We start from the raw sequence: 25,475 nt of genomic DNA on the forward strand, positions 1-25,475 counted from the left end.
GTCGCCCCACGATACGCCTTTTTATTTTCGTGCAGCCTCTTCACGTCGCGCCTGCCGCCACAGCTGCAGCGCGGCCACGAACAACCACAGCACCACTGCGGCGATCACCAGCTTCTGCCCGGCCCCACGCGGCGGGCCCCGCCACAGCACGTGCAGCCACAGCAGCGCGAAACACAGCCAGGCCCACCACCACGCGGCGCTGGCCCAGCGCGCCCACTGCGGGTCGGCACGCAGGTACCAGCTCTGCAGCAGCATCGCCACGCTTACGCACAGGAACGCGGTGTTGGCCGCCAGGCCATGGACCAACGGGGCCAGCAGCGGCGCCTGCCCGGGCAGCCAGCTGTCGCCGATGGCCACGCCCATCAGCCCCAGTCCCGCCACGCAGAACAGCAGCGGCGCCGCCGCGCTGCGCCGCGGCGAGCGGCTGGCGGCGTGCAGTGACCAGGCCAGCAGCATGACCGCCACGGCCAGTACGCAGTAGGCGGTCCGCAGCGCAAGGCCCCAGGGGCCGTGCAGGTACACGCTCAGCGTGGCCTGCACCCAGTCAAGGTCCTGGCGCACCCATTGGGTCCACAACGCGGTCAGCACGAACCCCGCCAGCGCCAGCAGCGTCAGTGCAGCCACGTGGGCGTGGGCAGGCAACCGTGCAGGGGTATGGGCCGGTCGATCCATCGCGATCGGTGCTCAGGGCGCGGCGTCGGGGTGGCGCAGCCGCCAGGCCGCGAGGGCGGCGCGATAGCGCTGCAGCTCGTCGCTGTACAGGTCCAGCACACACAGCGGGCAGCCGCTGCCGCAGCACTCGTTGGGGCCGGGTTCTTCCGGCGCTTGCGGGCGCGGATCTGGATCGGGCGTGGCGGATGGGAGGGGAACGGGCATGGCGTGAGCGACGGATTTCAACCGGTGCAGTGTAATCGACCGCTGTCAATGCCCGAGTCGCCGGCGCAGGTTGGCCCGCGCCGACGCATCCAGGCGCTGGTGGAAGAAGTCGCTCAGGAAGATGCGCGGGCTGCGCAGCAGGTGCTTGAGGAACCGCCGCCGGTTGAGCCGGAACAGGAAGCCCGGCACATGCCCGGCGTACTCCTCGGCAATGCCACGGTCGTAGGCATCGAACACGTCGGGCGGCGCGCCCAGGATGGCCATGTCGCAGTCCAGGAACAAGGCCGCTTCGGGGTCAACGTCGGCGGCGCCCAGGGTGCCATGGCGCGCGGTCAGCAGGATCAGCTGTTCGATCCGGGCCACATCCACGCCGGCGCCCGGCAGCCAGCGCTCCACCTGCGCACGTGCCAGCGCGGCTGAGCGGGCTTCGTTGTCGTTGCGCCCGGCTTCGTAGATCGCATCGTGGTACAGCGCGGCCAGCTGCACTTCGCGCGGGTGCGCCCAGCCCGGGCCCTCCGCCACCGCCTGGCAGTGCAGCAGCACCGCGCGCACGTGGGGGTAGCCGTGATAGGCCCGCGGGGGCGTGGCGTAGGCGGCTTCCAGGTCGGCCTGCATGGCCGCCGGCAATGAAAGCGGGGAGAAGGTCATGGCGGCATCATTGGCCGGCCCTGCGGTGAATGGCAAGGGCGGTGGCTGGTGCAACAGGCCGACAAGCGGTGCGCCGGCTGCCGGGCGTCGGCCTAGACTGCAGCAACGAAGGCTTCGTCATGCCCGCGAGGTGACCGCGATGAACGGCTGGAAATCCCTTGCCCTGTTGGCCCTGTTGGCCGCCGCACCGACGCCGGTGCTGGCCGCGCCCGTGGATACCGCTGCCACGCAGGCCCCGGCGGTCGAACCCATTCCCTCTCCCCAGCAGATCCTGGCCATTCCGCCGGATCTTCGCGCGTTGCTGCAGGAACGGGTGATCGCCCCGGTCAGTTCGCGCGAACAACGGCTGGTGCGCTTGGTGCACCTGATCTTCGACGAAGACGCGATGCACCTGGAGTACGACCCGTACGCCACCCACACCCTGGCCGAAACCTGGAAAACCCACCGCGCCAACTGCCTGTCCTTCACCCTGATGTTCGTCACCCTGGCGCGCGCGGCGGGCATCGATGCCCGGGTACAGGAGGTGGCACAGGTGGTCACCTGGCACCAGGACCAGGGCGTGATCTACAACGTGGGCCACGTCAACGTGGGGCTCAACCTCAACGGACGCACCGCCGTGGTCGACCTGGACCGCAACGTGCTGTATGACCGCTACGGGCCGCGCCCGATCACCGAGCAGCGCGCCCTGGCGCACTTCTACAACAACCGCGGCGCCGAACACATGGCCGAGGGAGACACCGCGCAGGCGCGCGTGTACCTGGACGCCGCGCTGGCGATGGCACCGGCCTTCCCTGCCGGCTGGAACAACCTGGGCGTGCTTGATACCCGCGAAGGCCGCCTGGACCAGGCCCGGAAGGATTATGAGCAGGCCCTGCAGCTGCAACCTCGACACGCGGCGGCGCTGACCAATGCCAGCGCCTTGTATCGCAGGCTGGGCGATGCGCGCCGCGCTGACGTGCTGGCCAAGCGGCTGGAACAGGTGCAGAAAAGCGATCCCTTCGCGCAGTTCCGGTTCGGCAACGAAGCCGAACAGCGCCACGACTATGCGCAGGCCATCGCGTACTACCAGCAGGCGGTGCGCCTGTACAGCAGTGCGCACCAGTTCCATTTCGGGCTGGCACGCGCCTATTTCCTGGCCGGCAACACCCGCCGCGCCTCGCTTGAAATGCTGCGCGCCCGCGACCTGGCCGGCGAAGATGCCGACGTGCTGCGGGCGACCTACCAGGCCAAGCTGGACAGCCTGCAGAAATGGCGGGAACGCACGGCCAGCAATTGAATGGCGGCTTGCCGCCGCTGATGCGTAACGACCAACGGTCGTTACCTACGCTTTCTTCAAAAAACAGGTCTTCAGGACCAGGCCCTTGATCTTGTCCGAGTTGCCTTCGATGTGCTCGGCATCGTCTTCGACCAGGCGGATGTTGCGGATCACGGTGCCCTGCTTGAGCGGGATCGACGAGCCCTTGACCTTCAGGTCCTTGATCACGGTGACGGTGTCGCCGCTGGCCAGCGTGTTGCCGTTGCTGTCACGCACGACCAGGCCCTGGCCGCCTTCATCGCCGGCCGCCCACTCATGGCCGCAGTCGGCGCAGATCCACAGCGCGCCATCGGCATAGGTGTTTTCCAGGGTGCATTGCGGGCAGGCGGGTGCGGCGGACATGATGAAGCCTTCAGGTTCGGAACAACCCCCATTGTAACCGCCCGGCCCGGGCAGGCCTTGCACCGGCGGCCCGCTTGCCGCACAGTGCGCGCCCCCTGACCTCCGGCCCGGCCCCGCATGAAAATCGGCATCGACTTTGGCACCAGCAACTCCGCCGCCGCCGCCGTGGTGGACGGCCGGGTCGTGCCGATCCGGTTTGGCGAGGCCGAACAGTTCCGCACCACGGTGTACTTCCCCGAGGTGATGCGCGATCCCAACGACTTCGAACTGACCCCGGCGCTGGAGCACGAACTGGCCCGATTGATCGACGCGGCCGCGCGCGACGCCCGCGCCGCCGGCCAGGAACGCGCGCCGGATGCGCTGCGCCGCGAGGCCCTGCGCGTGGTGCGCCGGCAGTGGATGGAAGAGCAGATGCGCGCGCCGCTGAGCTCGACCAAGCTGCTGCAGAACGCGGTGTACGGGGACGAGGCGCTGGAAGCCTACTTCGAGGAGAACGAAGGCAACCTGGTGCAGAGCCCGAAATCGATGCTGGGCTACAACCTGCACCCGCGCGCGCGCCAGACCATCACCGGTATCGCCACGCACATCCTCGAGCACATCCGGCTGACCGCGTCGCGCCAGCTCGACGCGCCGGTGCGCACCGCCACGCTGGGCCGCCCGGTGCAGTTCCGCAGCTCGATCGGCGCGGCCGGCAACGACCAGGCGCTGGACATCCTGCACACCGCCGCGATCGCCGCGGGTTTCGACAGCGTCGATTTCCTGGAGGAACCGGCTGCCGCAGCCATGCATTACCACGCCGAGAGCGCGCAGGAACATGACGCGGTGGTGGTCGACATCGGCGGCGGCACCACCGATGTGGCGCATGCGCGGGTGGGCGGCGTACAGGCCCCGAAGATCCATCGCGCATGGGGTATCGCGCGCGGTGGTACCGATATCGACCTGGCCTTGAGCCTCGGCGCCTACATGCCGCTGTTCGGCCGCGGCCACAGCCGCGTGCCGGCGCACCACTACGTGGAGGCCGCGATGGTGCAGGACATGACCCGCCAGCGCGATTTCCGCCAGCACAACTACCGCGAGGCCGAGGCGCCGTGGGGCGCGCGCCTGCAGGCGCTGCAGGACACCGGCAACACCGCACGCCTGTACCGCGAGGTGGAGCGCTGCAAGATCGCCCTGAGCAGCGCGCCAGAGCACACCAGTGCGCTGGACTTCATCGAACGCGGCCTGGGGGTGGATGTCGACCCGTCCCGGCTGGAAGCGGCGGCAGGCAGCTACCTGGGCGAACTGACCGGGTTGCTGGAACAGGTCCGCGCCGATATCGGGCACGACCCGGCGGCGATCTTCCTGACCGGCGGCATGTCACGCGCGGGCTATCTGCAGGCGGCGGTGGCCGCAGCCTTCCCCGGCTCGACGCTGGTGCGCGGCAACCCCTCGTTCGGCGTGGTGCACGGCCTGGCGTGGGCCGCGGCAGCTTGAACCTTCGGCCGCGAAGCCCCGTGGGACAAGGGTTTCCGGCCGTGAAACCCTCGCATTAACAAAACGTTACGCCGAAAGCGCTATCATCTTTCGGCTTCGATGCGCAATGCGCATGTCGTACCCAGCCTCGAAGAGGCCACCATCCTCGCCGATACCGCCGCCGTCCGGATCCGTCCGCGGCGCTGGGATCGTCTATCGCTGTGATCCGGCTCGTTCCCAGCATGCAGCACCCCCTGAGCCGCCAAGAGAGATTCGATTGGGCGAAATCGCCAAGGCCGACCCCATCGACTGCCGCCGCTGCGACGCAGTCTGTTGCCGGCTGTCGGTCACCGTCATGCCTGACGACGCGGTACCCGGCTACCTGCTGGATACCGACGAAGCGGGCCGCACCGTGATGGCGCGCAACGACGAAGGTTGGTGCGCCGCGATCGACCCCTATCACCTGCGCTGCACCATTTATTCGCAGCGTCCCGCGATCTGCCGCCAGTTTGCGATGGGCGGCGATGACTGCCGCCTCGTGCGGCAGGACTACCGTCGACAACAGCACGATGCGTCGACGATTTTTTCCACGCTACACCCATGACAGGAGCATCCATGGCCCGTTCGCCAAAGACCTCCCCCAAGGCAGGCAACACCGTTCGCGTTGACCGCAAGCAGGGTTCCAACACCGCACTGAGCAGCGCCAGCATCGCTGCCGATCTGGCTGCGTTCCGCAAGAGCGGCGGCAAGATCGAAGTACTGGGCAACACCCTGGCGCTGAAAAAGGCCGGCTGACGCCGCTGCCGTCCGCACCGGCCCCCGGCCGGTGCGGGGGCCGCACTCAGCGGCCGCCCAGCGAGACCCGCACGTTGCCCGAATGGGCATTGATCGAAATATCGCCGTCACCGCCGCCCAGGCGCGTGTCCAGGCTGCGACCCGGGCCATAACGCGGCCGTTCCACCTGGCCGGCATCGGACTGGATGTCGCCACTGAAGGTCTTCACGGCCAGCTGCGCCGAAACCTTGGCCGGCAGGCGCAGGGCGATCGACCCGCTCACCGTCTGCAACGTCACCTTGCCACCCGGCGCCAGGCCGGACGCTGCCACGGTGAGGTTGCCGGAGACCGCTTCGGCGGCCAGGCGCTGCACCTGCGCCGTGTCCAGGCGGATGCTGCCCGATACCGTTTCCGCCGAGACCTCACCGCCCATGCCGCCGCCGGCCTGGATCGAACCGCTGACCGCGCGCAGGGCCATGCGCTGGCTCTGTACCTGCGCGCGGATATCGCCGCTGACGGTACTCAGGCTGGCTTCGGCCGTGCGCCCGGCGGCCGAGACATCGCCACTTACCGCATTGGCCTGCAGGCGGCGCAGGTCGACCTCGGCCACGTCGATGTCGGCACTTACCGTGCCCAGCTGCACTTCCACCGAGCGCGGCACCCGCAGCTCCAGCGTGGCGCCACCATTGTTGCCGTTGCGCGGGTAGATCACTTCCCAGCGCACCCGGTTGGTGCTCTTGTCCTGCTGCAGGCGCAGGCCATCGGCCATGCTGCCGGTCAACGCCACTTCATTGCGGTCCCAGCCCCGCACGGTGACCTTGCCGGCGATGTTGCTCACTTCCACGCGCCCACCCGCGGCCAGCGGATGGCGCTCGTCGACGCGGGTGGCGGCCTGCGCGGCCAGGGGCAGCAGCAGGACCAGGGCTGCGGTGAAACGCAGGGTGTTTCGCATGGGACTCTCCTTCAGGATGGCAGGCCAGCGGCGTTGACGGCCTGCTGGGTAAGTTCAAGGCGCAGCGCGTAGGTGCGCTGCAGCTGGGTAAGCAGGTAACCCGAGCGCGGGTTTTCGGCGATGGCCGCGCGGATGTACACGGCACTGGTATCCAGTTCGTGCAGCGCCGGCTGCCAGTCCGCGCCGATCGGGGCCGCCGGCAGCGTGGCCATCGCCTGCTGGTACTCGGCGGCGATCACGTCGGCCTGCCGTTGCAGGGGCGATGGGCGCGGCGTGGGCGGTGTGGAGGTGGGTACCACCACCAGCACCGCCAGCGCGGCGGCCAGGCCCAGGCCGATGCGCAGCGACCAACGGCGCGCACGCGGTGCGGGCGCAGCGGCTGGCAGCGCAGCCACGCGCGGCGGAAGCTGCGCAGCGATGCGTTGCCAGGCATCCGCTGGCGGCAATCGTTCGGAGGGCAGCGCGCGCAGGCGCGACCGCAGATCGGAATCGAGGTCGTGGTTGTCGTTCATGCCGGTTCTCCCAGACGCGCGCGCAACAGGCCGCGCGCGCGGTGCAACTGTGCCTTGGAACTGCCCACCGCCATCTGCAGCTGGTCGGCAATCTCCTGGTGTTTCCATCCTTCGATATCGTGCAGCACCAGTACCGCCCGGGCGCGCGGCGGCAGGGTCTCCAGCGCGCGCTCCAGGTCCAGGCTGGTCCCGGCGCAGCGATCCACTGCCGGCACTGCCGCCAGCAGGTCCCAGCCTTCTTCGCCGCTGTCGCCCGCGTCGCGGGCGGCATTGGCGCGAATCTCCATCAGTGCCGCGTTTACCCCCAGCCGGTGCAGCCAGGTACCCAGGCTGCTGTCGAAGCGGAACCCCGGCAGTGCGCGCCAGGCCTGCAGGAACGCTTCCTGGAGGGCATCCTCGGCACGCGCGGCATGACCGCCGCACAGCCGCCACAACACCGCATACAGGCGCGGCGCGTGCCGATGGTAGATGCGCTCGTAGGCGGCGGTGTCGCCGGCCACCGCCGCCCGCACCCACGCCCACTCGTCGGTGGAATCGGCGTCGTTGGCAGCGCGGAGGGCGGGCATGGTCGTATCGAGCATATCCCTTGGATGCGGGGTCGATCGAAAAGGTTTAAACCTTTCCGGCACCCGCGGCATCCAATCTCCTGTCACCACGCCGGGCGTGGTCCCAGGAGTCGCCCATGTCCCCCAGTTGCCTTGCCCTTCTGCTGTCGCTGGCCAGCGCGTGCACCCTGCCGGGAAGCCCGGTGACGCTGCGGGTGGCACTGCCGCCGCAACCGGACCTGTGCGTGCAGTACCAGGACCATGCGCCGCTGTGCGTTTCAACGCTGGTCGGTGTGCTGGCGCAGCCGGACACGGCCCGGCTCTAGCGCGCGGGGTAAACTGACGCTCCCACGTCGACCCCCGGTTTCCATGAAAGACCACCTGCCCGCCTGGACCCATGAGTGGCTGCAGTACGGGGCGCCTGCCCTGAAAATCCTGCTGACCCTGCTGGTGGCGTGGCTGCTGCGGCTGATCGCGCGCCGGCTGCTGCGCCGCGTGGGCGAGCACTACACGCTGCCACCGGAGATGGTGATGGGCGCGCGCCGGGTGTTCACGTTCGTGGTGTATTTCACCGTGCTGCTGGTGGTGCTGCAGATCATCGGCGTGCAGGCCAGCGTGCTGTGGACCGCGTTCACCGGCTTTGCCGCAGTGGGCGCGGTGGCATTCTTTGCCGCGTGGAGCGTGCTCTCCAACATCTTCTGCACCCTGTTGATCTTCACCACCCGCCCGTTCCGGCTGCACGACTACATCGAGGTGCTGGAGAACGGCGAGAAGCCCGGACTGAAGGGCCGCGTCATCGACGTCAACCTGATCTACACCACCCTGCAGGAAAACAGCGGCGGCCACGAAGGCACGGTGCTGCAGATTCCCAACAACATGTTCTTCCAGCGCACGGTGCGCCGCTGGCGTGATCCGTCGCAGGCGCCGGGCGGCATCCAGGGCGACGGGTGATCCGGCGTCAGCGCAGCTGACTGTCCTTGCTGCCCCGGCGGTTGTACATGCCTGCATCGTGCTGCGCGGCATCCTCGGCCTCCTGGCAGCGCACGCACAGGCGCACGCCGGGCACGGCACGGCGCCGCGCTTCGGGGATGGGCGCTTCGCATTCCTCGCAATGGGTCAGCCCGGGACCGTGGCGCAGCTGCGCGCGGGCGCGCTGGATCGCGTCATCCACGGTCGCGTCGATCTGGTCCTGGACGGCGCCGTCGCCTGCCCACCCTGTGGCCATGCCGCATCTCCCATACCGTTGCCGGAGCGCCAGCATAGATCCGGCCGGGCGACGTCGGTTTACGGCCGGCTGAACATCCCCCGCTTCCAGTGAACCGTTCAGCCCGGCATCACCAGATCAGGTCGTCGGGCACCTGGAACTGCGCGTAGTAGGCATCGTCCTCGGCATTGCCGGTGCTGGGCTCGGCGGACGCGGCGCGATCCTTGCCGTTGTCGAGCACGATCACGGCCGGATCGCGTTCACGGATCTTGTCGGCGGCCGCACGCGGCACCAGCTCGAAGCCCTCGCCCAGCCGCACGATCACCAGGCTGCCCACGGCCAGCTGGCGGCGCAGCATCTCGTTGACCAGCATCGTGCGGATCAGGGTGCCGTCGTTGAAGCGGTACTCGCTTTCGCCTTCGCGCTTGACCCGGTTGCTTTCGATGATCTGGCGCACCTGGGCCTGCAGCTCCTGCAGGCGGTTCTTTTCCTTGCGCTCGGCTTCCAGCGCGCGGTCGCGCTCGGCTTTTTCCGCCCGCAGGCGCTCGGCTTCGCGCTGGCTGTCGGTGGGCGCCAACGGGGCCTTGCCGTGGCGGGCCTTCACCTGCTCGCGTGCGGCCTGGGACACCTGGGATTTCTTGACCAGCCCGGCCTTGAGCAGCTGTTCCTGCAGGGGATTTGCCTTCGCCATTGCCTTTGCATCTGTTGGTGCGGGATTCCAGGCGTCATCATAGCGGCATGACCGCCCTGAAGTACCTTGCCGGCTACCCCGACGCCCTGCAGCAGCAGGTGCGCGAGCTGATCGCGGCCGATCGGCTGGGCCCCTGGCTGGAGCGCCGCTATGCCGAGCTGCACACGGTGCGCAACGACCGTCAGCTGTATGACTACACCCAGGCACTGAAGGAGCGCTACCTTCGCCAGTCGGTGCCGTTGTCCAAGGTGATCTACGACAGCCGCCTGCAGGTGCTCAAGCACGCACTGGGCACCCATACCACCGTGTCGCGGGTGCAGGGCAGCCGGCTCAAGGCCAGCCGCGAGATCCGCATTGCCAGCGTGTTCCGCGAGGCACCTGCCCCGTTCCTGAAGATGATCGTGGTCCACGAACTGGCGCACCTGAAGGAATCGGACCACAACAAGGCGTTCTACCAGCTGTGCACCCACATGGAAGCGGACTACCACCAGCTGGAGTTCGACCTGCGCCTGTACCTGACCCACCTGGAGCGGCCCAGCGGCTGACGCTCAGCCGATACCGGCCCAGCGCAGCGCGGCGGCCGCCGCCGCACCCAGCACCACCACGGCCAGAAATGGCAGGCGCAGCAGCAACGCCACGGCCGCCACGGCCAGCGCGGCCAGGCGGGCATCCAGCGCCACCGACGCACCGGCAGCCACCGCATTCATGGCGGTCAGCGACGCCAGCAGGCCGATCGTGAGCGTGCCGGCCACCCGGGTCATGCGCGGTGACTCCAGCCAGCGCGCCGGCACCAGCCACCCGGCCAGCTTGATCGCATAGGCCGCCACGCAGCCCAGCAGCAACCATGCCCACAGGCTCATACGCGCTCCCCCGGCGAACGCGGCTCAACGTCCGGCTCCAGCCCTTCATCGCGTGGACCGGGCACGAACGCGCCCCACACTGCCGCCACTGTTGCCGCCAGCAGGATCGGAATGCCCGGTGGCACCCAGGGCAGCGCCAGCACCGTGACCAGCGCGGCCACGATGGCGATGGCCACCGCATCACGCTGGCGCAGCCGGGGCCACAGCAACGCCAGGAACGCCGCCACTGCGGCACCGTCCAGGCCCCACCGGCGCGGATCGCCCAGCGCGTCGCCGGCGATGGCGCCGACGGCGGTGAACAGGTTCCAGAGCAGGAACACGCCGACGCCGGCGGTCCAGAACCCGCGCCGCTGCTCCAGCGGCATGGTCTGGCTGGACGCGGTGGCGGCCGATTCGTCGATGGTGATCTGCGCACCCACCCCGCGCCGCCAGCCGCGCAGCCCGAGCATCCGGTTCATCTGCATGCCGTATACCGCGTTGCGCACGCCGAGCAGCGTGGCGGCGGTGAACGCGGCGGAGCCGGCACCGCCGCCCGCGATCACGCCGATGAACGCAAACTGCGAGCCGCCGGTGAACATCAACAGGCTCAGCGCCTGCGCCTGCCACGGGCTCAGCCCGGCCGCCACCGCCAGCGCACCAAAGGAAATGCCATACAGGCCGGTAGCCACGGCAATGGAAAGGCCGACTTTCACGGCAGGGGACGCACGCCAGTTCATCATCGGATCATGCCAGCAGCGGCGCGGGGCCGCAGCCCTGTCACGCGCAGCCCCGGCCCCGAGCCAGTACACTCCCCGCCCGCGTCCCGCTTTGTGCTGCCTGCCTGATGACCGATCCGATCCGACTCGACAAACACCTGACCCGCCTGATCGGCTGCTCGCGGGGCGACGCCCAGCGCTTCATCGAGGGAGGCTGGGTGACGGTCAACGGTGTGGTGGTCGAACAACCGCAGGCGATGGTCACCGATGAAGTGGTGGTGCTGCGCGAGAACGCCGAGGCGACCCGCGCCGAGACGGTCAGCATGCTGCTGCACAAACCGGCCGGCATGCGCGCTGATGAATTGTGCGCGCTGGTCACGCCGGAGACCCGCAGCGAACTGGACGCCACCGGCGTGGCCCTGCTGCAGCGGCACTTCCACGCGCTGCAGCTGGTGATGCCGCTGGCCGATGAAGACAGCGGCCTGGTGGTGGTCAGCCAGGACGGCCGCGTGGTGTCGCATCTGAAGGACCGCGGCGCGACGCTGGAGCAGGAATACCTGGTCGAGGTCAGCGGCGAGCTGGTGCCCTACGGCATGAAGCGGCTTGCGCACGGCCTGAGCTTCCGCAACTGGCCGTTGCCGCCGTGCAAGGTCAGCTGGCAGAACGAAACCCGGCTGCGCTTTGCGATCAAGCCGGTGGCCCCCGGCCAGCTGCGCGACATGTGCCGGCAGGTCGGGCTGGAGGTCATCAGCGTGCGTCGCCTGCGCATCGGCCGGGTGGCGATGGGCAAGCTGGCCCCGGGCCAGTGGCGCTACCTGGCGCCGGACGAACGCTTCTGATCCGCGCACGCAACCCGCAGAAGCCACTGTGGCGCCGCGTGCTGCGCGGCGCGGGCATCCTGCTGGCGATCGTGATCCTGCTGGTGCTCAGCGGGCTGCTGCTGGGCGACCACCTCACGCCCAAGGCGATGGGACCGCGCAGCAGCGTGCTGCCGCTGCAGCCGGCACAGAGCGCGATTGATCGCGAGGTGGTGCGCCTGCAGGCCGAGCACCCGGACCAGTCCGGCGTGGCGTTCCTGTCCGAAGGGCTGGACGCGTACGCCGCGCGCGCGGTGATCACCCGCCATGCCGCGCGCAGCCTGGACCTGCAGTACTACATCTGGAAGGACGACCTGATCGGCCACCTGATGGCGCAGGAGTTGTACCAGGCCGCCGAACGTGGCGTGCGCGTGCGCCTGCTGCTGGATGACATGAACGCGCAGGACAAGGATGCGTTGATGATGGCGCTCGATGAGCACCCCAACATCGAGATCCGCCTCTACAACCCGTTCCGCAACCGCGATGGACTGTGGCGGCTGGTGGAGATGGTGCAGCGCTTCTTCAGCGTCAACCACCGCATGCACAACAAACAGTGGATCGCCGATGGCCGGGTCGCCATCGTCGGCGGGCGCAACATCGGCGAGGAATACTTCAGCGCGCGCAGCGATGTGAACTTCCGCGACCTGGACCTGATCGTGGCCGGCAAGGCGGTGCAGCAGGCCAACACCATCTTCGATGCGTACTGGAACAGCGACGCGGCGGTGCCCGTGGCCGCCCTCGCCTTCCACACCCCGGCCCAGCTGCGCCTGCTGATGCTTGAATCGGCACACGAGGCCAAGCTGGCGGCCGCCCGACCCTATCTTGAGCGCGTCGAGCGTTCACCGGCAGCGCGTTCGTTCTACACCGATGCGGTAGACCTGCACTGGTCGCCGGGCGTGGAGATCGTGTCCGATCCGGCGATGAAGCACCGCCGCGACGACCCCGCCAACTGGCTGGTCACCCGGCTGGTGCGCGAACTTGAGGCCACCCGCCACAAGGCGCTGTTGATCTCGCCCTACTTCGTGCCGGGCGGGGAAGGCACGCGCGGGATGGCCGCGATGGTGCAGCGCGGCGCCTACGTGGGCGTGGTCACCAACTCACTGGCCGCCAATGACGTGGCGGCCGTGCACAGCGGCTACATGCATTACCGTGCACCGCTGCTGCGCGATGGCGTGCACCTGTACGAACTGCGATCGCGCGGCGCGGGTGGCGGCAGCGGCGGCCTGTTCGGCAGCAGCGGCGCCAGCCTGCATACCAAGGCCTTCATGATCGATGACCAGCGTGGCTTCGTCGGCTCGTTCAACCTGGACCCGCGTTCTGCCTACCTCAACACGGAGATGGGGGTGCTGTTTGATGATCGGGAACTGGCCGCGCAGTTGCGCGCCGAATACCTGCGCCTGGCCGATCCGAAGCAGAGCTATTGGGTGACGCTGGGTGCCGATGACCAGGTGCGTTGGCTGGATCGGGCCGAGCAGCCCCCGCAATTGCTGGATCGAGAGCCGGACACCTCGTTGTGGCAGCGCGCCAGCGCCCGCGCCATCAGCTGGTTGCCCTTGGAGTCCCAACTTTAGGAGCAGCCACGCGGGGCGTGGCGCTACGCGTCGGCCGACTCGTCCGCCTCCAGCGTTTCCACCGCGCGACCATGCAGGCGGCGCCAGATCCACTGCAATGCATGCGCCGGGGTGTCATGCAGCTGCTCCAGCAGCGCCAGCGCCTGGGCCTGGCTGATCCGGCCATGCCGGCACAGCAGGCTGGCCGATGCCCCGGCACGCGCGAAGTGCAGGCTGGCCGCCAGCCCACCGCCTGTCGCATCGGCGTCGCGCAGCAGCGCCTGGTGCACCGAGGGCGGAAGTTCCCAGGCCGCCGCGATGCGGCTGGCTACCGGCAGGGTCCAGGCATCCAGCAGGGTGCCGGCCAGCTGCGGTGACGGCAACACAGCCTGGTCACGGGCAACGTCCAGCAGGTGTCGCATCACCAAGGCCGCGCCAAGGCCCTGGGTCAGCCCCATCCACTGCGCGGCGAAGCCGTCTTCATGGGTCACCAGGCGGGCGTGATCAGCTGCGGCCCGCGAGGCCAGCAGCGCGTGCTCCCAGACCACGGTTCCGAACTGCGGAAAGGCGTCGCTGTGCAGTTGCATCACCGGTTGCACCAGCACCGCGCTGATGATCTGGCGGATGCCCTCGGTACCGACCAGCGTGACCGCACGCTGCAGGCTGTCCACCGGCTTGGCCTGCAGCCGGTAGACCGGGCTGTTGGCGATGCGCAGCAGGTTGCCGGTCAGCACCGCATCCTGGCTGATGATCGAGGCCATGCTGCGCGCCGAGGCGTCGCTGTCGTTCACGGTCTGGATCAGCTGTGGCAGCAGCTGCGGCCGGCGCGGCAGGTGCCGGGCCGACCAGTCCTGCGCCTCCAGCGCTGCCGCCACCGCCGCCAGCAGGGCCGCGTCCTGCGCGACGGTGGCCGGCGCGCTGCCGCCGCCCGGCTGCAACGCCAGTGCGTGCAGGCCGGCCTGCAGCACCTGGTCCGCATCGCCACTGCAGGGCTGAGTCGGGGTCGGCGGCTGCGGCTGCGTACGGGCCCGGCCGCCGGTACTACCCGGCGCCGGTCCCGCCTCCGCCGGGCGGCGATACCAGCCCCACCCCAGAAATGCCACGACCAGCACGCCGGCCCCCGCCAGGATCACCATCATCGGGCCGCGCCCCTGCCGGTGCGGCACCGCACCCGAATTGTCGCCACTGCACCCACGTGTTCCGTCCTGGCTTGCCGGTACTGCGCACCGTTGCCACGGCATCGGCCCGGAACGGGGCAACTTTAGCGGGCAATGGTCACCCGGCCCTGACAACACCGTCCGGCGGAATGCACTAGAATGGCGCCGCGCGACCCGTCCCGACCAACCGACGACGTCGCTTTTTTTGTTTTACACCCACCTTTTGCTGGTGCGTTTGCCGGCGTTTGCCGTCGTTCGCAGCATCGGAGTCACCATGTTATTTGAAACCCTCGAAACGTCCGGCCATGAACAGGTGGTGTTCTGCCACAGCCGCGATGCCGGTCTGAGGGCCATCATCGCCATCCACAACACCACGCTGGGTCCGGCGCTGGGCGGTGTGCGCATGCGCCCCTACGCCAGCACGGACGACGCGCTGGCCGACGCGCTGCGGCTCAGCCGCACGATGACCTACAAGAACGCGCTGGCGGGCTTGAATGTCGGGGGTGGCAAAGCGGTGATCATCGGCGACCCGCGCAAGGACAAGACCGAGGTGCTGTTCCGCGCGTTCGGCCGCTACGTGGATTCGCTCGGCGGGCGCTACATCACCGCCGAGGACGTCGGTACCGACGTCAATGACATGGAAAACATCTACCTGGAAAGCGAGTACGTCACCGGCGTTCACCAGGTCCACGGCGGCTCGGGCGACCCGGCCCCGTTCACCGCCTACGGCGCGCTGCAGGCGCTGATGGCGGCCATGCAGCACAAGCTCGGCCACGAGGAAGTGGGCAAGGTCAGCATCGCGGTGCAGGGCCTGGGCCATATCGGCATGGAACTGGTGAAGCTGTTGCGGGATCGCGGCGCCAAGCTGTTCGTCACCGATCTGGACCCTGTGCTGGTGGAGCGCGCGGTGACCGAGTACGGCGCCGAGGCGGTCAAGCCCGATGACATCTACGACGTCAACGCCGATGTGTTCGCGCCCTGCGCGCTGGAAGGGGCGATCAATGCGCAGACCCTGCCGCGCCTGAAGTGCAAGATCGTCTGCGGCACCGCCAACAACCAGCTCTCCACGCCCGAGATCGGCGATGAGCTGCATGCCCGCGGCATCCTGTATGCCCCGGACTATGCGGTGAATGCGGGCGGGGTGATGAATGTGTCGCTGGAAATCGACGGCTACAACCGCGAACGCGCGATGCGCCTGATCCGCAGCATCTACCACAACCTGGGCCGCATCTTCGCGCTGTCCCAGCAGGAAGGCATTGCGCCGCAGCGCGCCGCCGACCGCATCGCCGAAACCCGCATCCAGTCGATCGGCAAGCTGAAGATGCCGTTGGGTCGTGCGCGCCCGCGACTGGGCACGCTGCGCGGCGGGTGATCCCAACGGGCAGATGAAAAAAAAGGGCGCGATCAACTCGCGCCCTTTTTTGTTGCCTGTCGCGCCTGGATCAGAACGCGGCGGAGTACCGCAGCGCGACCTGGCTGAGGTCGCCTCGCGGGCCGAAGCGCTGGTCGTAGCCGAACGAGAGCTGCGAGTTGCGCGTCAGCCAGGACTGCACCGACAGGCCGAACAGGCCGCCGGAGCGGGCCGGCTGCAGCCCGGCCACCGGCGCCCAGGCATCCACGCCCACGAAGCTGGCATCGAAGGCCAGGCCATCGCTGGACAGCGTCTGCTGCCATTCGGCATAACCGCGCAGCGACCAGCCACGCAGACGCGTTTCCGCGCGCAGGCCGGCCAGCGCCTGGCTGCGGCTTGACGCGCGGCTGTCCGCACGCAGGCCAAAACCGAAGCCGCCGTCTTCGCTGAAGCTGTCGCTGTCCAGGCGCGCGTAGTCCGCACCGAGGTACGGCGTCAACGATGCCCCGGCACCGCCGAAGCGGTAGCCCGATTCCACGCTGGCGGTGCTGAAGTTGCCGCCGTAACGGGCATTGACCCCGTACTGCCCCGCGCCCAGCAACAGCTGGCGGTCGATCTCGCGGGTGAACTGGCCGGCGCCCAGCTGCGCCAGGGTGTAGGCCGCACCACTGTTCCAACCCGCGTACAGCTGGGCCTGCGACTGGCGGTCACGACCGCTGTCGCCGCCCCACTCGCGGCTGCTGTTGCTGCGCGTTTCGCCAAAGGCAAAGCCCATCACGCCGTTGCTGCCCAGCGCCATGTCCTGGCCCATCATCCAGCCCTGGGTCTGGAAGCCGCTGCCGGCGAAGCTGCCCTGCCCGGCCTCGCCCAACGCACTCTGCCAGGCGCCGCGCAGGCGCGGTGCGGCGGACACCGCATCGAAGCGCGTCGACAAGGCGCGGCGATTCATGTCGAGGTTGTCGAAGGTCATGCCGTTGGCCAGGCTGTGCGACTTGCCCGACAGGCTTTCCAGGCTGGCCTCCAGGCCGGCCGCGCCCTGCACCCGCTGCAGCTCGCCGGCCGCATCGGCAAAGCCCGGCGTGCCAGGACCGGTGCCGGTATCGAGCAGGTCGAACGCCTGTTCCACGCGCAGGGCCGAGGCGGCCGAAATGGCACCCAGTCCGGCCGACGCCGCAGCGCCGGAAACGCTAACGCGGTTGATGTTCAACCCGGCCGAGTAGTGGTCATAGGTGAACGTCGCATCCAGCAGCACGACGTTGCCGAGCGCGGTGTAGCGATCGAACGTGCCGGTCAGGCCCTGGGCGGCGGTAATCAGCTCCTGCCGGACACCCGTCCGCGGGACATAGCCTTCCACCGCGCGGTCGATCAGCACGGTACCGCCGTTGAGCTGGGCGGTGCCGGTCACCTTCAACGCCTGCGCACCCAGCGCCGTCGAGAACACGCCGGTGGCCTCGTGGGTGTAGTTGCCCTGGATCACGGCGGTAACGCCGGCCTCGAACAGGTACAGCGTGCCGCGGTTGACCACGTTGCCGGTGACCCCGGTGGTACCGGCGCGGAACTGCAGGCCGCCGGCCTGCAGGACCTGGACATCGGAACCCAGCGACGCGCCGTCGGCCAGCGAGAGCGCGCCCGAACGGACGGTGGTGCCGCCGGTGTAGGTGTTCTTGCCACCGAGGATCAGCGTTCCCGCGCCGGACTTGTCCAGTCCGCCGGCACCGCCGATGTTGTTGCTCCAGGTGCTGAAGTTGGACGAACCCGGCAGGTCGACCACCATGGTGCCCCAGTCGAACCGACCAGGGCCGTTGACCGCCTTGCCCACGTTGAGCAGGCCGTACCCGAACACGCTGTCCACGCCGGCCGCGCCGAGGTCGGTGGCGGTGCCGAGCAGGGTCTGCCGCACCTGGTCATTGCTGAAGTACGGGTACCTCTGCCAGACCAGCGCCGCCGTACCCGAGACCAGCGGTGCCGCGTAGGAGGTACCGCCGCCCCAGAGGTAGCTGGGGGTACTGCCCGTGGTGCTTGCGGGGTCGACAAACACCGCTTCGCCCGGCGCGGCCAGGCAGTAATTGGCCGCCACGCCACAGGCGTTGGCGTAGGACGCCAGGGTGTCGGGCTGGTTGGAATTGACCGCGGTGACTGCCAGCCAGCCACGCTCCAGGTCCGCGGCCGGGCGGGTACCGTTGGGACCGGCCTGGCTCGGCAGCGCGGCCATGTTGGACGGGTCCGCCTTGCTTTCGTTGCCGGTGGCAAACACCACCAGGCCGTTGTTGGTGGTGATGAAGGGGCGGTACTCGGCCGCAATTGCAGCGGTCGCAGCCGGGTTGGTCCAGTACAGCCCGCCCCAGGAGTTGTTCATGATCTTCACGCCGTCGGCGATCAGATCCTGGTGCACGCTGGCCAGCCCCAGCGCACCATCCACCTGGTTGCCGTTGCCGGTGCCGTCGTCGACCGGCGCCTTGTCGGCGATGATGCGCGCCGACACGATCTGCGCCCTGGTGGCCACCCCGCCAGGCCAGTCGCCGAATGCGGCGCCAGCGGCCAGCGATGCCACGGTCGTACCATGGCCGACCACATCGTCCACCGCCAGGTTGTTCTTGGTCGGATCGACATAGCTGTGGCTGGCCACCACCCGGCCCGCCAGGGTCGGATGGGCCCGGTTTACTCCGGAATCGACCACGCCGATCCGGATCCCCTCGCCACTCCAGTCCTGGTCCTTGCCGTTGATGATGGCAAGGTGCGCGTCGATGGCCGGCTGGGTCGGCTTGACCGGCGGCGGAGTCACCGGCGGCACCACCACGACCGGTGGCGTGACCGGCGGCACGACCGGCGCTACCGGCAGGTCCCCCTTGCTGTTGCCGCTGCCGCCACCGCACGCGCTCAAGGCCACGGCCAGCGCGCCGGCCAGCACGTTCCTGCTGAAAACTACCTGATTCATCCCTGCTCCCCAAAACGTAATTGAAACCACGCGTGGCGTCCCGCCTGTCCGGCCGACACCGGTGGTAAATGCTGACCCTCTATACTGGGCCACCCCCACGCAGTCTGCCGGGAAACGCGCCGCTATACCATGCCCTGCGTTCCCTTTTCGTAAATCGCTCACGCAATAACGAGATTGCCATGCCCAACATTGTCATCGCCGCTGCCAAGCGGACCGCCATCGGTTCCTTCCTCGGCCAGTTCAACGGCGTGCCCACCCCCACCCTGGGCGCCACTGCCATCGCCGCCGCCCTGGAACAGTCCGGCGTGCCGGCGGCGGAGGTCTCCGAAGTGATCATGGGCTGCGTGCTGCCGGCCAACCTGGGCCAGGCCCCGGCCCGCCAGGCCGCCGTGGCCGCCGGCATCCCCTACGCCACCGGCGCAACCACCCTGAACAAGGTCTGCGGGTCGGGCATGAAGGCCATCATGCTGGGCCACGACCTGATCAAGGCCGGCTCGGCCAGCATCGTGGTCGCCGGCGGCATGGAATCGATGTCCAACGCGCCGCACCTGCTGCCCAATTCGCGCACCGGCAACCGCTTCGGCAACTTCCAGGCGGTCGACCACATGGCCCACGACGGCCTGGTCAATGCGTACGACGGCAAGGCCATGGGCGAATTCGCCGAATGCGCGGTGGACAAGTTCCAGTTCAGCCGCGAGGAACAGGACGCGTATGCGATCGAATCGGTGCGCCGCGCGCAGGCCGCGCAGGCTGCCGGTGCGTTCGATGATGAAATCGTGGCCGTGAAGGTCGCGGGTCGCAAGGGCGAGGTGGAGTACAGCCAGGACGAACAGCCCGGCCGTTCGGATATCGCCAAGATCCCGACCCTGCGCCCGGCGTTCAAGAAAGACGGCACGGTGACCGCCGCCAGCTCGTCGAGCATTTCCGACGGCGCTGCCGCCGTCGTACTGCTGTCCGAAGACGATGCGGCCGCCCGCGGCGTGCAGCCGCTGGCCCGGATCGTGGCCCACGCCACCCACTCGCAGGAGCCGGAGTGGTTCACCACCGCGCCGATCGGCGCCATCCACAAAGTGCTTGAAAAGGCCGGCTGGAGCCTGGACCAGGTGGACCTGTTCGAGATCAACGAGGCGTTCGCCGTGGTGGCCATGGCGCCCATCCGCGAACTGGGCATCGACCCGGCGAAGGTCAACGTCAACGGCGGCGCCTGCGCACTGGGCCACCCGATTGGTGCCTCGGGTGCCCGGCTGGTGGTGACGTTGGTCAATGCCTTGCGCAAGCGTGATGCAAAGCGCGGAATTGCTACACTGTGCATTGGTGGCGGGGAAGCAACCGCCATCGCCATCGAATTGATTTGATTGGTTTTAACACCCGTTTCGCAAAACTGAATGCGGGATCGCTTGACAGCCCAACGTGGCTTGTCATCATGTTGCCGGGCGCGCAATAGCGCGTTGCCTAATCTAACGACGAGGATTCACACAAATGAGCATCAACAAGCTGCTGATCGCAATGGCCCTGGGCCTGGCTCTGACCGCCTGCTCGAAGCAGGAGCAGGCTGCTGACGCCGCCGCTTCGGCCAACGAAGCTGCTGCCGACGCCCAGGTCGCTGCCGACCAGGCCGCTGCTGCTGGCGCCCAGACCGCCGACGCTGCCCAGGCTGCCGCCGACACCGCCACCACCGCTGCTGACGCTTCGGCTGATGCCGCTGCCCAGGCTGGCGCTGCTGCCACCGACGCTGCTGCCGACGCTGCTGCCGACGCTGCCAAGGCCGGTGAAGCCACCGCCGAGCAGGCCAAGGACGCTGCTGAAGAAGCCAAGAAGTAATAACTTCTTTCTTCAAGCAAGTCTGAAGAAGCCGCTGGTTCGCCAGCGGCTTTTTCTTTGGCTTCACGGCAGGGTGAATAGGATCAGCGTCCCTGAAACCTGACGGAGAACGCCATGAAGATTCGTTCGATCACCACCCCGCTGATGGCCGCCTCCCTGCTGCTGGCCCTGGTGGCCTGCAAGGGCCCGGAAGCCGAACAGGCGCGTGCCGATGCCGCCCAGGCGGCCGACAGCACCGGCGAAGCCGCCCGTGTTGCCGTAGACAAGGCTGCGGCTTCCACCCGCAATGCCGCCGATGAAGCGGCTGCCGCCTCCGAACGCGCCGCGGCCGATGTACAGCCGGCCTTGGACCGTGCCGCCGACGCCAGTGCAGCGGCCGCTGCCGATGCCAAGGTTGCCGCGCGCGATGCGGCGGCACATGCCAGCGAGGCGACCGCCGATGCCGCCGAGAAGGTGGCCGACAAGGCGCGTGACGTGGCCGAAGACGCCAAGCAGAACGCAGACGCCGCCAAGCACTGATGCCACATGTCACGCCGGCCACCGGCCGGCGTGACCTCCAGCGGTAGTGCCAGGTCCTGCCTGGCAATCGATCAAGGCAACGCGCGCGCCATCACCGCGCCGACGTCCACCTCATCGGGCAGCGTCCCGAATGCCGCTCCATGCGCCCCGCCCAACCGCGAGCGCACGAACGCAGGGGCCATCGGGCTGCCCGCACGCAGCAGCACGGCGGCCTGCAGCAGCAGCGCCAGCCGTTCGGTCACCACCCGCGCCTGCGCTTCCGATGGCGTAGCGGCCAACAGCTCCCGCAACGACGCCAACGCGCGGTCGTAGTCCGCATCGCGCCCGGCCACCGCGTCCAGCTCCGCATCCAGCACCGGCAGCACCTGCGGCTCGCGCGCCAACGCACGCAGCACGTCCAGGCACTGGATGTTGCCGCTGCCTTCCCAGATGGAATTCAGCGGTGCCTGCCGGTACAGCCGCGGCAGGATCGATTCCTCCACGTAGCCCGCGCCGCCCAGGCATTCCTGCGCTTCGTTGACGAACACCGCCGCGCGCTTGCACACCCAGTACTTGCCCACCGCCGTTGCAACGCGTGCGAACGCGGCCTCCTGCGCATCCTGCGGCGCCTGGTCCACCGCGCGTGCCACGCGCATGGCGAAGGTGGTGGCCGCTTCGGATTCGATGGCCAGGTCGGCCAGCACGTTGGCCATCAGCGGGTGGTCGCACAGGCGGCGTCCGAAGCTGCTGCGGTGACGGGTGTGGTGCAGCGCCTGCGCCAGGGCCATGCGCATTTCCGCCGCCGCGCCCAGCATGCAGTCCAGCCGGGTCATCATCACCATGCCGATGATGGTTGCCACGCCCCGCCCTTCGGCACCGACCCGCCGCGCCCAGGCGCCGCACAGCTCGATCTCGCTGGAGGCATTGGACCAGTCGCCCAGCTTTTCCTTCAGCCGCATCAGGCGGAACGCGTTGCGGTTGCCATCGGCCAGCCGGCGTGGCATCAGGAAGCAGGTCAGTCCTCCCGCCGCCTGCGCCAGCACCAGGAATGCATCGGACATCGGTGCGGAGAAGAACCACTTGTGCCCCACCAGCGCGTAGCTGCCATCGTCGCGAAGTTCGGCGCGGGTGGTGTTGCTGCGCACGTCCGAGCCGCCCTGCTTCTCGGTCATGCCCATGCCCAGCGTGATGCCGGCCTTGTCGGCCATCGGCACGTCGCGCGGATCGTAGACCGGTGCGGCGGCTTTTTCAGCCCACTCGGCCAGCAACGGGTCCTGGCGCAGCACCGCCACCGCGGCGTGGGTCATGGTCAGCGGGCAACTGGTACCGGCATCGGCCTGGTGGTGCAGGAAACTCAGTGCGGCGCGGGCCACGTGCGCGCCGGGGCCGCCCTCGTGCCACGACAGTCCCGCCACCCCGTGGCGCTTGGCCAGCTCCATCAGCTGGTGGTAGGCCGGATGGAACTCCACGGTGTCGATGCGGTGCCCCTGCGGGTCGTGCGTTCGCAGCCGCGGGCGGTCGCGGTTGGCGTCGAAACCGAGCCGGTAGAGGGTGTCGCCCGCAATGGCGCCGTAGGCCTGCAGCGTATCGATGAACGCGGCACCACCCTCGCGACGCACTGCCTCGCTCAATGCCACGTCGTCGGCCCACAGGTTGCGGCCGCCGAACGGGGGCGGCTGGTTGGCCACTTCATGGGTCTCGAATACAGGCAATACGGACGTCATCGTGCGGGCCTCCTGGCGGACCCGATGATTCTGCCGCATCCGCATGCGGGCTGCTGTTCAGGCGGATTCTCACCTCGTGCACGAACCCGTCGGCACAGTGCAGGCATGACGACGCACGCGGCAAACAGCGACCTGGTAGTACTGCGCCCCGAGGGCCTGTACTGCCCAGCAGGCGATTTCCATATCGACCCGTGGCGACCGGTGCCGCGCGCGGTCATCACCCACGGCCACGGCGACCATGCGCGCAGCGGCATGGGCCGCTACTACTGCAGTACCGGCAGCGTGCCGATCCTGCGCTGGCGGCTGGGTGATGTGGCCCTGGAAGCACATGACTACGGTGAACGCTTCACGTTGGGCGGCGTGCAGGTGTCGCTGCATTCGGCCGGGCATGTACTGGGGTCGGCGCAGGTGCGCATCGATGACGGCCAGCAGGTGTGGGTGGCGTCGGGCGACTACAAGCGCCAACCGGACCCGACCTGCGCACCGTTCGAGGTGGTGCCCTGCGATGTGTTCATCACCGAGGCGACGTTCGCATTGCCGATCTACCGCTGGCAGGACACGCGCGAGGTCGCCGCCGAGATCGTGGCGTGGCGGCGCGAATGCGAACAGCGCGGCGAAGCGGCGATCCTGCTGTGTTACGCGCTGGGCAAAGCGCAGCGGGTGCTGGCCGAACTGCTGCCGCTGGATGACCGACCGGCCTGGCTGCACGGCGCCATCGCCAATGGGGTGGCGGTGTATCGCGAGGCCGGCATCGCCATGTTGGAAACCCACACGGTGGCCGAACAGGGCCGCGAACCCGACCCGGCCGGCAAGTTGATCCTGGCGCCGCCATCTGCCGCGGGCACCACCTGGCTGCGCCGCTTCGGCAAGCACCAACTGGGCTTCGCCTCCGGTTGGATGCGGCTGCGCGGCAACCGGCGCCGACGCAATTACGACCGTGGCTTCGTGGTGTCCGACCATGCCGACTGGCCGGCGTTGCTGCAGACCATTGAACAGACCGGTGCGCGCCGGGTGATCGCCACCCACGGCAACACCGATGCGCTGATTCCGTTCCTGCGCGAACGTGGTGTTGCCGCCGAAGCCTTCCGCACCGATTTCGGGAGCGAGGAATGAAGGCATTTGCCGCGCTGTATCAGCGCCTGGACCGCAGCACCGCCACGTCGGACAAACGCGCCGCGCTGGTGGCTTACTTCCGCGACGCGCGCCCGCATGACGCAGCGTGGGCGCTGTACCTGCTCAGCGGCGGCAAGGTCGGTGGCGCACGCCGGAAGATCGCGGCCAGCGGCGAGCTGCGCGCGTGGATCGCCGAGGCATCGGGCCTACCCGCGTGGCTGGTGGCCGACAGCTACGACCAGGTCGGCGACCTGGCCGAAACCCTGACCCTGCTGTTGGATGATCCTGCGGAAGGCGCGCAGGACCGCCCCCTTGCCGACTGGATCGAAGGCCACCTGCTGGCGGTGGCGAACCAGCCGGAACCGGTACGTCGTGTTGCGGTGGAGGCAGGCTGGAGGCAGCTGCCTGCCGCCGAACGGCTGGTATTCAACAAGCTGCTGACCGGGGCGTTGCGCGTAGGCGTCTCCCAGCGGCTGGTCCAGCAGGCGCTGGCGGAACTGTCGGGGATCGACATCGCCCGCATCGCGCAGCGCATGCTGGGCGAGTGGGTGCCCTCGCCGGGGCTGCTCGCCAACCTCCTCAGCGCTGAAGAACGGCCCGAAGACCGCCAGCAGCCGTATCCGTTCTTCCTGGCCTCGCCATTGGAAGCCGAGGCCGACAGCCTGGGCCCGATCGGCGAGTGGACGCTGGAATGGAAGTGGGATGGGATCCGCCTGCAGGTGCTGCGTCGCAAAGGCGAAGTCGCCCTGTGGTCGCGCGGCGAAGAGCGGCTGGATGGGCGCTTTCCGGAAATCGAAGCGGCCGCGATGGCGTTGCCGGATGGCACCGTGATCGATGGCGAGCTTCTCGCCTGGCGCGATGACGATGCACAGCCGCTGCCTTTCACCGCCCTGCAGACCCGGATCCAACGGCGCAGACCCGGCCCGAAGACGTTACGCGATACGCCGGTGCGCGTGCTTGCCTACGACCTGCTCGAACTCGACGGTAACGACCTGCGCCAGCAGCCGCTGGCCGAACGGCGCACCCTGCTCGCCGGATTGCTTGCCACGCTCGGCGATACGCGCATGGTGCTGTCGCCCACGCTTGATGCCACGGACTGGCAGGACGCCGCCGCTCAGCGGGCATTGGCGCGCGAACGCGGCGTGGAAGGGCTGATGCTCAAGCGCAGCACGTCGGTCTACCAGGGCGGGCGCCGCCGTGGCGACTGGTGGAAGTGGAAGATAGAACCGCTGACCATCGATGCGGTGATGATCTACGCGCAGGCGGGACATGGCCGGCGCAGCACGCTGTACACCGACTACACCTTCGGGGTGTGGGACGGCGAGCGGCTGGTGCCGGTGGCCAAGGCGTATTCGGGGCTGGACGACAAGGAAATCCTGGCCCTGGACCGCTGGATCCGGGCCAACACGATCGAACGCTTCGGGCCGGTGCGCAGCGTCCGTGGCGAGCAGGTGTTCGAACTCGGCTTTGAAGCGGTCAACCGCAGCAGCCGGCACAAGTCGGGCATCGCCGTGCGCTTCCCGCGCATCCTGCGCTGGCGCCACGACAAGCCGGCCGGCGAAGCCGACACGCTGGCCCAGCTGCAGGCACTGGCACGGTGACC

29 protein-coding genes are annotated in these 25,475 nt (G+C 68.7%); 15 read left to right on the plus strand and 14 right to left on the minus strand.

Going from position 1 to position 25,475, the window contains the following annotated elements:
• Positions 1-21: 21 nt before the first annotated feature.
• From V9K91_RS07400 to V9K91_RS07410, 3 genes are read right to left on the minus strand one after another with little or no spacing between them, the layout of a single operon-like run.
• A complete protein-coding gene (locus V9K91_RS07400; RefSeq protein WP_095363527.1) occupies positions 22-672 on the minus strand; it encodes a DUF998 domain-containing protein in 651 nt (216 codons plus the stop codon).
• A gap of 12 nt (positions 673-684) precedes the next feature.
• Positions 685-876, minus strand: coding sequence for an oxidoreductase-like domain-containing protein (locus tag V9K91_RS07405; RefSeq protein ID WP_095363528.1), 192 nt, complete (start codon positions 874-876; stop codon positions 685-687).
• Positions 877-921: 45 nt separating this feature from the next.
• A complete protein-coding gene (locus tag V9K91_RS07410; RefSeq protein ID WP_093533460.1) occupies positions 922-1,524 on the minus strand; it encodes a hypothetical protein in 603 nt (200 codons plus the stop codon).
• A 139-nt stretch (positions 1,525-1,663) separates the two neighbouring features.
• Here V9K91_RS07410 and V9K91_RS07415 point away from each other — a divergent pair, with 139 nt between their 5' ends.
• Entirely contained in the window at positions 1,664-2,800 is a 1,137-nt protein-coding gene (locus V9K91_RS07415) for a tetratricopeptide repeat protein (RefSeq protein ID WP_095363529.1), read from the plus strand.
• A gap of 45 nt (positions 2,801-2,845) precedes the next feature.
• On the opposite strand, the gene V9K91_RS07420 is transcribed toward V9K91_RS07415, so the two are convergent.
• Entirely contained in the window at positions 2,846-3,181 is a 336-nt protein-coding gene (locus V9K91_RS07420; protein WP_068853590.1) for a zinc ribbon domain-containing protein YjdM, read from the minus strand.
• 117 nt (positions 3,182-3,298) lie between these two features.
• Between V9K91_RS07420 and V9K91_RS07425 the strand changes: the two genes are divergently transcribed.
• From V9K91_RS07425 to V9K91_RS07435, 3 genes are all read left to right on the plus strand, one after another.
• Positions 3,299-4,654, plus strand: a complete 1,356-nt coding sequence (locus V9K91_RS07425) for an Hsp70 family protein (RefSeq protein WP_095363530.1) — start codon at positions 3,299-3,301, stop codon at positions 4,652-4,654.
• Positions 4,655-4,910: 256 nt separating this feature from the next.
• Positions 4,911-5,237, plus strand: coding sequence for a YkgJ family cysteine cluster protein (locus tag V9K91_RS07430; protein ID WP_068853592.1), 327 nt, complete (start codon positions 4,911-4,913; stop codon positions 5,235-5,237).
• Positions 5,238-5,248: 11 nt separating this feature from the next.
• On the plus strand, positions 5,249-5,428 hold the full coding sequence (locus V9K91_RS07435) for a hypothetical protein (RefSeq protein WP_068853593.1): 180 nt from the start codon (positions 5,249-5,251) through the stop codon (positions 5,426-5,428).
• 46 nt (positions 5,429-5,474) lie between these two features.
• Here V9K91_RS07435 and V9K91_RS07440 read toward each other — a convergent pair whose 3' ends face one another.
• Genes V9K91_RS07440 through V9K91_RS07450 form a run of 3 tightly spaced genes read right to left on the minus strand, consistent with a single transcriptional unit; the run spans position 5,475 to position 7,452 of the window.
• The gene (locus tag V9K91_RS07440; protein WP_249832899.1) at positions 5,475-6,359 is read right to left on the minus strand and encodes a DUF4097 family beta strand repeat-containing protein; all 885 of its coding nucleotides are present in this window, start codon (positions 6,357-6,359) and stop codon (positions 5,475-5,477) included.
• An 11-nt stretch (positions 6,360-6,370) separates the two neighbouring features.
• The gene (locus tag V9K91_RS07445) at positions 6,371-6,871 is read right to left on the minus strand and encodes a hypothetical protein (RefSeq protein ID WP_336443234.1); all 501 of its coding nucleotides are present in this window, start codon (positions 6,869-6,871) and stop codon (positions 6,371-6,373) included.
• Positions 6,868-7,452, minus strand: coding sequence for a sigma-70 family RNA polymerase sigma factor (locus V9K91_RS07450; protein ID WP_068853596.1), 585 nt, complete (start codon positions 7,450-7,452; stop codon positions 6,868-6,870). The genes V9K91_RS07445 and V9K91_RS07450 overlap by 4 nt, the downstream gene beginning before the upstream one ends.
• A 101-nt stretch (positions 7,453-7,553) precedes the next feature.
• On the opposite strand from V9K91_RS07450, the gene V9K91_RS07455 reads away from it, so the two are divergent.
• The gene (locus tag V9K91_RS07455; RefSeq protein ID WP_157771752.1) at positions 7,554-7,742 is read left to right on the plus strand and encodes a hypothetical protein; all 189 of its coding nucleotides are present in this window, start codon (positions 7,554-7,556) and stop codon (positions 7,740-7,742) included.
• Between the two features lie 43 nt (positions 7,743-7,785).
• A complete protein-coding gene (locus V9K91_RS07460) occupies positions 7,786-8,367 on the plus strand; it encodes a mechanosensitive ion channel family protein (protein ID WP_068853597.1) in 582 nt (193 codons plus the stop codon).
• Positions 8,368-8,374: 7 nt separating this feature from the next.
• Here the strand turns inward: V9K91_RS07460 and V9K91_RS07465 are convergent, their stop codons facing one another.
• Together V9K91_RS07465 and V9K91_RS07470 are read right to left on the minus strand one after the other, a co-directional pair.
• Entirely contained in the window at positions 8,375-8,641 is a 267-nt protein-coding gene (locus tag V9K91_RS07465; RefSeq protein ID WP_306987822.1) for a DksA/TraR family C4-type zinc finger protein, read from the minus strand.
• A gap of 109 nt (positions 8,642-8,750) precedes the next feature.
• The gene (locus tag V9K91_RS07470) at positions 8,751-9,311 is read right to left on the minus strand and encodes a DUF2058 domain-containing protein (protein WP_068853599.1); all 561 of its coding nucleotides are present in this window, start codon (positions 9,309-9,311) and stop codon (positions 8,751-8,753) included.
• 47 nt (positions 9,312-9,358) lie between these two features.
• Between V9K91_RS07470 and V9K91_RS07475 the strand changes: the two genes are divergently transcribed.
• Positions 9,359-9,856 (plus strand): M48 family metallopeptidase, encoded by a 498-nt coding sequence (locus tag V9K91_RS07475; protein WP_068853600.1) that lies wholly within the window; start codon positions 9,359-9,361, stop codon positions 9,854-9,856.
• A gap of 3 nt (positions 9,857-9,859) precedes the next feature.
• Here the strand turns inward: V9K91_RS07475 and V9K91_RS07480 are convergent, their stop codons facing one another.
• Both V9K91_RS07480 and V9K91_RS07485 read right to left on the minus strand, forming a co-directional pair.
• Complete coding sequence (locus V9K91_RS07480; protein WP_068853601.1) at positions 9,860-10,171, minus strand: AzlD domain-containing protein; 312 nt, start codon at positions 10,169-10,171, stop codon at positions 9,860-9,862.
• On the minus strand, positions 10,168-10,887 hold the full coding sequence (locus V9K91_RS07485; RefSeq protein ID WP_068854727.1) for an AzlC family ABC transporter permease: 720 nt from the start codon (positions 10,885-10,887) through the stop codon (positions 10,168-10,170). Before V9K91_RS07485 ends, V9K91_RS07480 begins: the two co-directional genes overlap by 4 nt.
• 107 nt (positions 10,888-10,994) lie before the next feature.
• Here V9K91_RS07485 and V9K91_RS07490 point away from each other — a divergent pair, with 107 nt between their 5' ends.
• A complete protein-coding gene (locus tag V9K91_RS07490; RefSeq protein ID WP_095363533.1) occupies positions 10,995-11,705 on the plus strand; it encodes an rRNA pseudouridine synthase in 711 nt (236 codons plus the stop codon).
• Positions 11,672-13,294 (plus strand): phospholipase D family protein, encoded by a 1,623-nt coding sequence (locus tag V9K91_RS07495; protein WP_336443233.1) that lies wholly within the window; start codon positions 11,672-11,674, stop codon positions 13,292-13,294. Before V9K91_RS07490 ends, V9K91_RS07495 begins: the two co-directional genes overlap by 34 nt.
• A 23-nt stretch (positions 13,295-13,317) precedes the next feature.
• Here the strand turns inward: V9K91_RS07495 and V9K91_RS07500 are convergent, their stop codons facing one another.
• On the minus strand, positions 13,318-14,412 hold the full coding sequence (locus V9K91_RS07500; RefSeq protein ID WP_249832903.1) for an HDOD domain-containing protein: 1,095 nt from the start codon (positions 14,410-14,412) through the stop codon (positions 13,318-13,320).
• A 292-nt stretch (positions 14,413-14,704) separates the two neighbouring features.
• Between V9K91_RS07500 and V9K91_RS07505 the strand changes: the two genes are divergently transcribed.
• On the plus strand, positions 14,705-15,802 hold the full coding sequence (locus tag V9K91_RS07505; protein ID WP_095363559.1) for a Glu/Leu/Phe/Val dehydrogenase dimerization domain-containing protein: 1,098 nt from the start codon (positions 14,705-14,707) through the stop codon (positions 15,800-15,802).
• A 70-nt stretch (positions 15,803-15,872) separates the two neighbouring features.
• On the opposite strand, the gene V9K91_RS07510 is transcribed toward V9K91_RS07505, so the two are convergent.
• Positions 15,873-18,716, minus strand: coding sequence for a S8 family serine peptidase (locus tag V9K91_RS07510; RefSeq protein ID WP_336443232.1), 2,844 nt, complete (start codon positions 18,714-18,716; stop codon positions 15,873-15,875).
• A 179-nt stretch (positions 18,717-18,895) separates the two neighbouring features.
• Here V9K91_RS07510 and V9K91_RS07515 point away from each other — a divergent pair, with 179 nt between their 5' ends.
• The 3 genes from V9K91_RS07515 (at position 18,896) to V9K91_RS07525 (ending at position 21,056) form a co-directional block, all read left to right on the plus strand.
• Complete coding sequence (locus tag V9K91_RS07515; RefSeq protein WP_095363535.1) at positions 18,896-20,071, plus strand: acetyl-CoA C-acyltransferase; 1,176 nt, start codon at positions 18,896-18,898, stop codon at positions 20,069-20,071.
• 124 nt (positions 20,072-20,195) lie between these two features.
• The gene (locus tag V9K91_RS07520) at positions 20,196-20,537 is read left to right on the plus strand and encodes a hypothetical protein (RefSeq protein ID WP_068853606.1); all 342 of its coding nucleotides are present in this window, start codon (positions 20,196-20,198) and stop codon (positions 20,535-20,537) included.
• Between the two features lie 114 nt (positions 20,538-20,651).
• Positions 20,652-21,056 (plus strand): hypothetical protein, encoded by a 405-nt coding sequence (locus V9K91_RS07525; RefSeq protein ID WP_093533473.1) that lies wholly within the window; start codon positions 20,652-20,654, stop codon positions 21,054-21,056.
• A gap of 71 nt (positions 21,057-21,127) precedes the next feature.
• On the opposite strand, the gene V9K91_RS07530 is transcribed toward V9K91_RS07525, so the two are convergent.
• Positions 21,128-22,759 carry an acyl-CoA dehydrogenase family protein gene (locus tag V9K91_RS07530; RefSeq protein WP_336443231.1) on the minus strand — a complete coding sequence of 544 codons (1,632 nt, stop codon included), beginning with the start codon at positions 22,757-22,759 and terminating at the stop codon, positions 21,128-21,130.
• A 105-nt stretch (positions 22,760-22,864) separates the two neighbouring features.
• Between V9K91_RS07530 and V9K91_RS07535 the strand changes: the two genes are divergently transcribed.
• Positions 22,865-23,872, plus strand: a complete 1,008-nt coding sequence (locus tag V9K91_RS07535) for a ligase-associated DNA damage response exonuclease (RefSeq protein WP_336443230.1) — start codon at positions 22,865-22,867, stop codon at positions 23,870-23,872.
• Positions 23,869-25,473: an ATP-dependent DNA ligase gene (locus V9K91_RS07540; RefSeq protein ID WP_068853610.1), complete on the plus strand. Its 1,605-nt coding sequence runs from the start codon at positions 23,869-23,871 to the stop codon at positions 25,471-25,473. The genes V9K91_RS07535 and V9K91_RS07540 overlap by 4 nt, the downstream gene beginning before the upstream one ends.
• Positions 25,474-25,475 lie beyond the last annotated feature (2 nt).

It is taken from the genome of Stenotrophomonas sp. CCNWLW57 (genome assembly GCF_037203925.1).
In the GTDB taxonomy this organism is placed as follows: Bacteria; Pseudomonadota; Gammaproteobacteria; order Xanthomonadales; family Xanthomonadaceae; genus Stenotrophomonas; species Stenotrophomonas rhizophila_A.

Bases quoted from the DNA above. Each gene is read 5' to 3' on its own strand.
- V9K91_RS07400 (WP_095363527.1), bottom strand. From the start codon at position 672: ATGGATCGACCGGCCCATACCCCTGCACGGTTGCCTGCCCACGCCCAC.
- V9K91_RS07405 (WP_095363528.1), bottom strand. From the start codon at position 876: ATGCCCGTTCCCCTCCCATCCGCCACGCCCGATCCAGATCCGCGCCCG.
- V9K91_RS07410 (WP_093533460.1), bottom strand. From the start codon at position 1,524: ATGACCTTCTCCCCGCTTTCATTGCCGGCGGCCATGCAGGCCGACCTG.
- V9K91_RS07415 (WP_095363529.1), top strand. From the start codon at position 1,664: ATGAACGGCTGGAAATCCCTTGCCCTGTTGGCCCTGTTGGCCGCCGCA.
- V9K91_RS07420 (WP_068853590.1), bottom strand. From the start codon at position 3,181: ATGTCCGCCGCACCCGCCTGCCCGCAATGCACCCTGGAAAACACCTAT.
- V9K91_RS07425 (WP_095363530.1), top strand. From the start codon at position 3,299: ATGAAAATCGGCATCGACTTTGGCACCAGCAACTCCGCCGCCGCCGCC.
- V9K91_RS07435 (WP_068853593.1), top strand. From the start codon at position 5,249: ATGGCCCGTTCGCCAAAGACCTCCCCCAAGGCAGGCAACACCGTTCGC.
- V9K91_RS07440 (WP_249832899.1), bottom strand. From the start codon at position 6,359: ATGCGAAACACCCTGCGTTTCACCGCAGCCCTGGTCCTGCTGCTGCCC.
- V9K91_RS07445 (WP_336443234.1), bottom strand. From the start codon at position 6,871: ATGAACGACAACCACGACCTCGATTCCGATCTGCGGTCGCGCCTGCGC.
- V9K91_RS07450 (WP_068853596.1), bottom strand. From the start codon at position 7,452: ATGCTCGATACGACCATGCCCGCCCTCCGCGCTGCCAACGACGCCGAT.
- V9K91_RS07455 (WP_157771752.1), top strand. From the start codon at position 7,554: ATGTCCCCCAGTTGCCTTGCCCTTCTGCTGTCGCTGGCCAGCGCGTGC.
- V9K91_RS07460 (WP_068853597.1), top strand. From the start codon at position 7,786: ATGAAAGACCACCTGCCCGCCTGGACCCATGAGTGGCTGCAGTACGGG.
- V9K91_RS07465 (WP_306987822.1), bottom strand. From the start codon at position 8,641: ATGGCCACAGGGTGGGCAGGCGACGGCGCCGTCCAGGACCAGATCGAC.
- V9K91_RS07470 (WP_068853599.1), bottom strand. From the start codon at position 9,311: ATGGCGAAGGCAAATCCCCTGCAGGAACAGCTGCTCAAGGCCGGGCTG.
- V9K91_RS07475 (WP_068853600.1), top strand. From the start codon at position 9,359: ATGACCGCCCTGAAGTACCTTGCCGGCTACCCCGACGCCCTGCAGCAG.
- V9K91_RS07480 (WP_068853601.1), bottom strand. From the start codon at position 10,171: ATGAGCCTGTGGGCATGGTTGCTGCTGGGCTGCGTGGCGGCCTATGCG.
- V9K91_RS07485 (WP_068854727.1), bottom strand. From the start codon at position 10,887: ATGAACTGGCGTGCGTCCCCTGCCGTGAAAGTCGGCCTTTCCATTGCC.
- V9K91_RS07490 (WP_095363533.1), top strand. From the start codon at position 10,995: ATGACCGATCCGATCCGACTCGACAAACACCTGACCCGCCTGATCGGC.
- V9K91_RS07500 (WP_249832903.1), bottom strand. From the start codon at position 14,412: ATGATGGTGATCCTGGCGGGGGCCGGCGTGCTGGTCGTGGCATTTCTG.
- V9K91_RS07505 (WP_095363559.1), top strand. From the start codon at position 14,705: ATGTTATTTGAAACCCTCGAAACGTCCGGCCATGAACAGGTGGTGTTC.
- V9K91_RS07510 (WP_336443232.1), bottom strand. From the start codon at position 18,716: ATGAATCAGGTAGTTTTCAGCAGGAACGTGCTGGCCGGCGCGCTGGCC.
- V9K91_RS07515 (WP_095363535.1), top strand. From the start codon at position 18,896: ATGCCCAACATTGTCATCGCCGCTGCCAAGCGGACCGCCATCGGTTCC.
- V9K91_RS07520 (WP_068853606.1), top strand. From the start codon at position 20,196: ATGAGCATCAACAAGCTGCTGATCGCAATGGCCCTGGGCCTGGCTCTG.
- V9K91_RS07525 (WP_093533473.1), top strand. From the start codon at position 20,652: ATGAAGATTCGTTCGATCACCACCCCGCTGATGGCCGCCTCCCTGCTG.
- V9K91_RS07530 (WP_336443231.1), bottom strand. From the start codon at position 22,759: ATGACGTCCGTATTGCCTGTATTCGAGACCCATGAAGTGGCCAACCAG.
- V9K91_RS07535 (WP_336443230.1), top strand. From the start codon at position 22,865: ATGACGACGCACGCGGCAAACAGCGACCTGGTAGTACTGCGCCCCGAG.
- V9K91_RS07540 (WP_068853610.1), top strand. From the start codon at position 23,869: ATGAAGGCATTTGCCGCGCTGTATCAGCGCCTGGACCGCAGCACCGCC.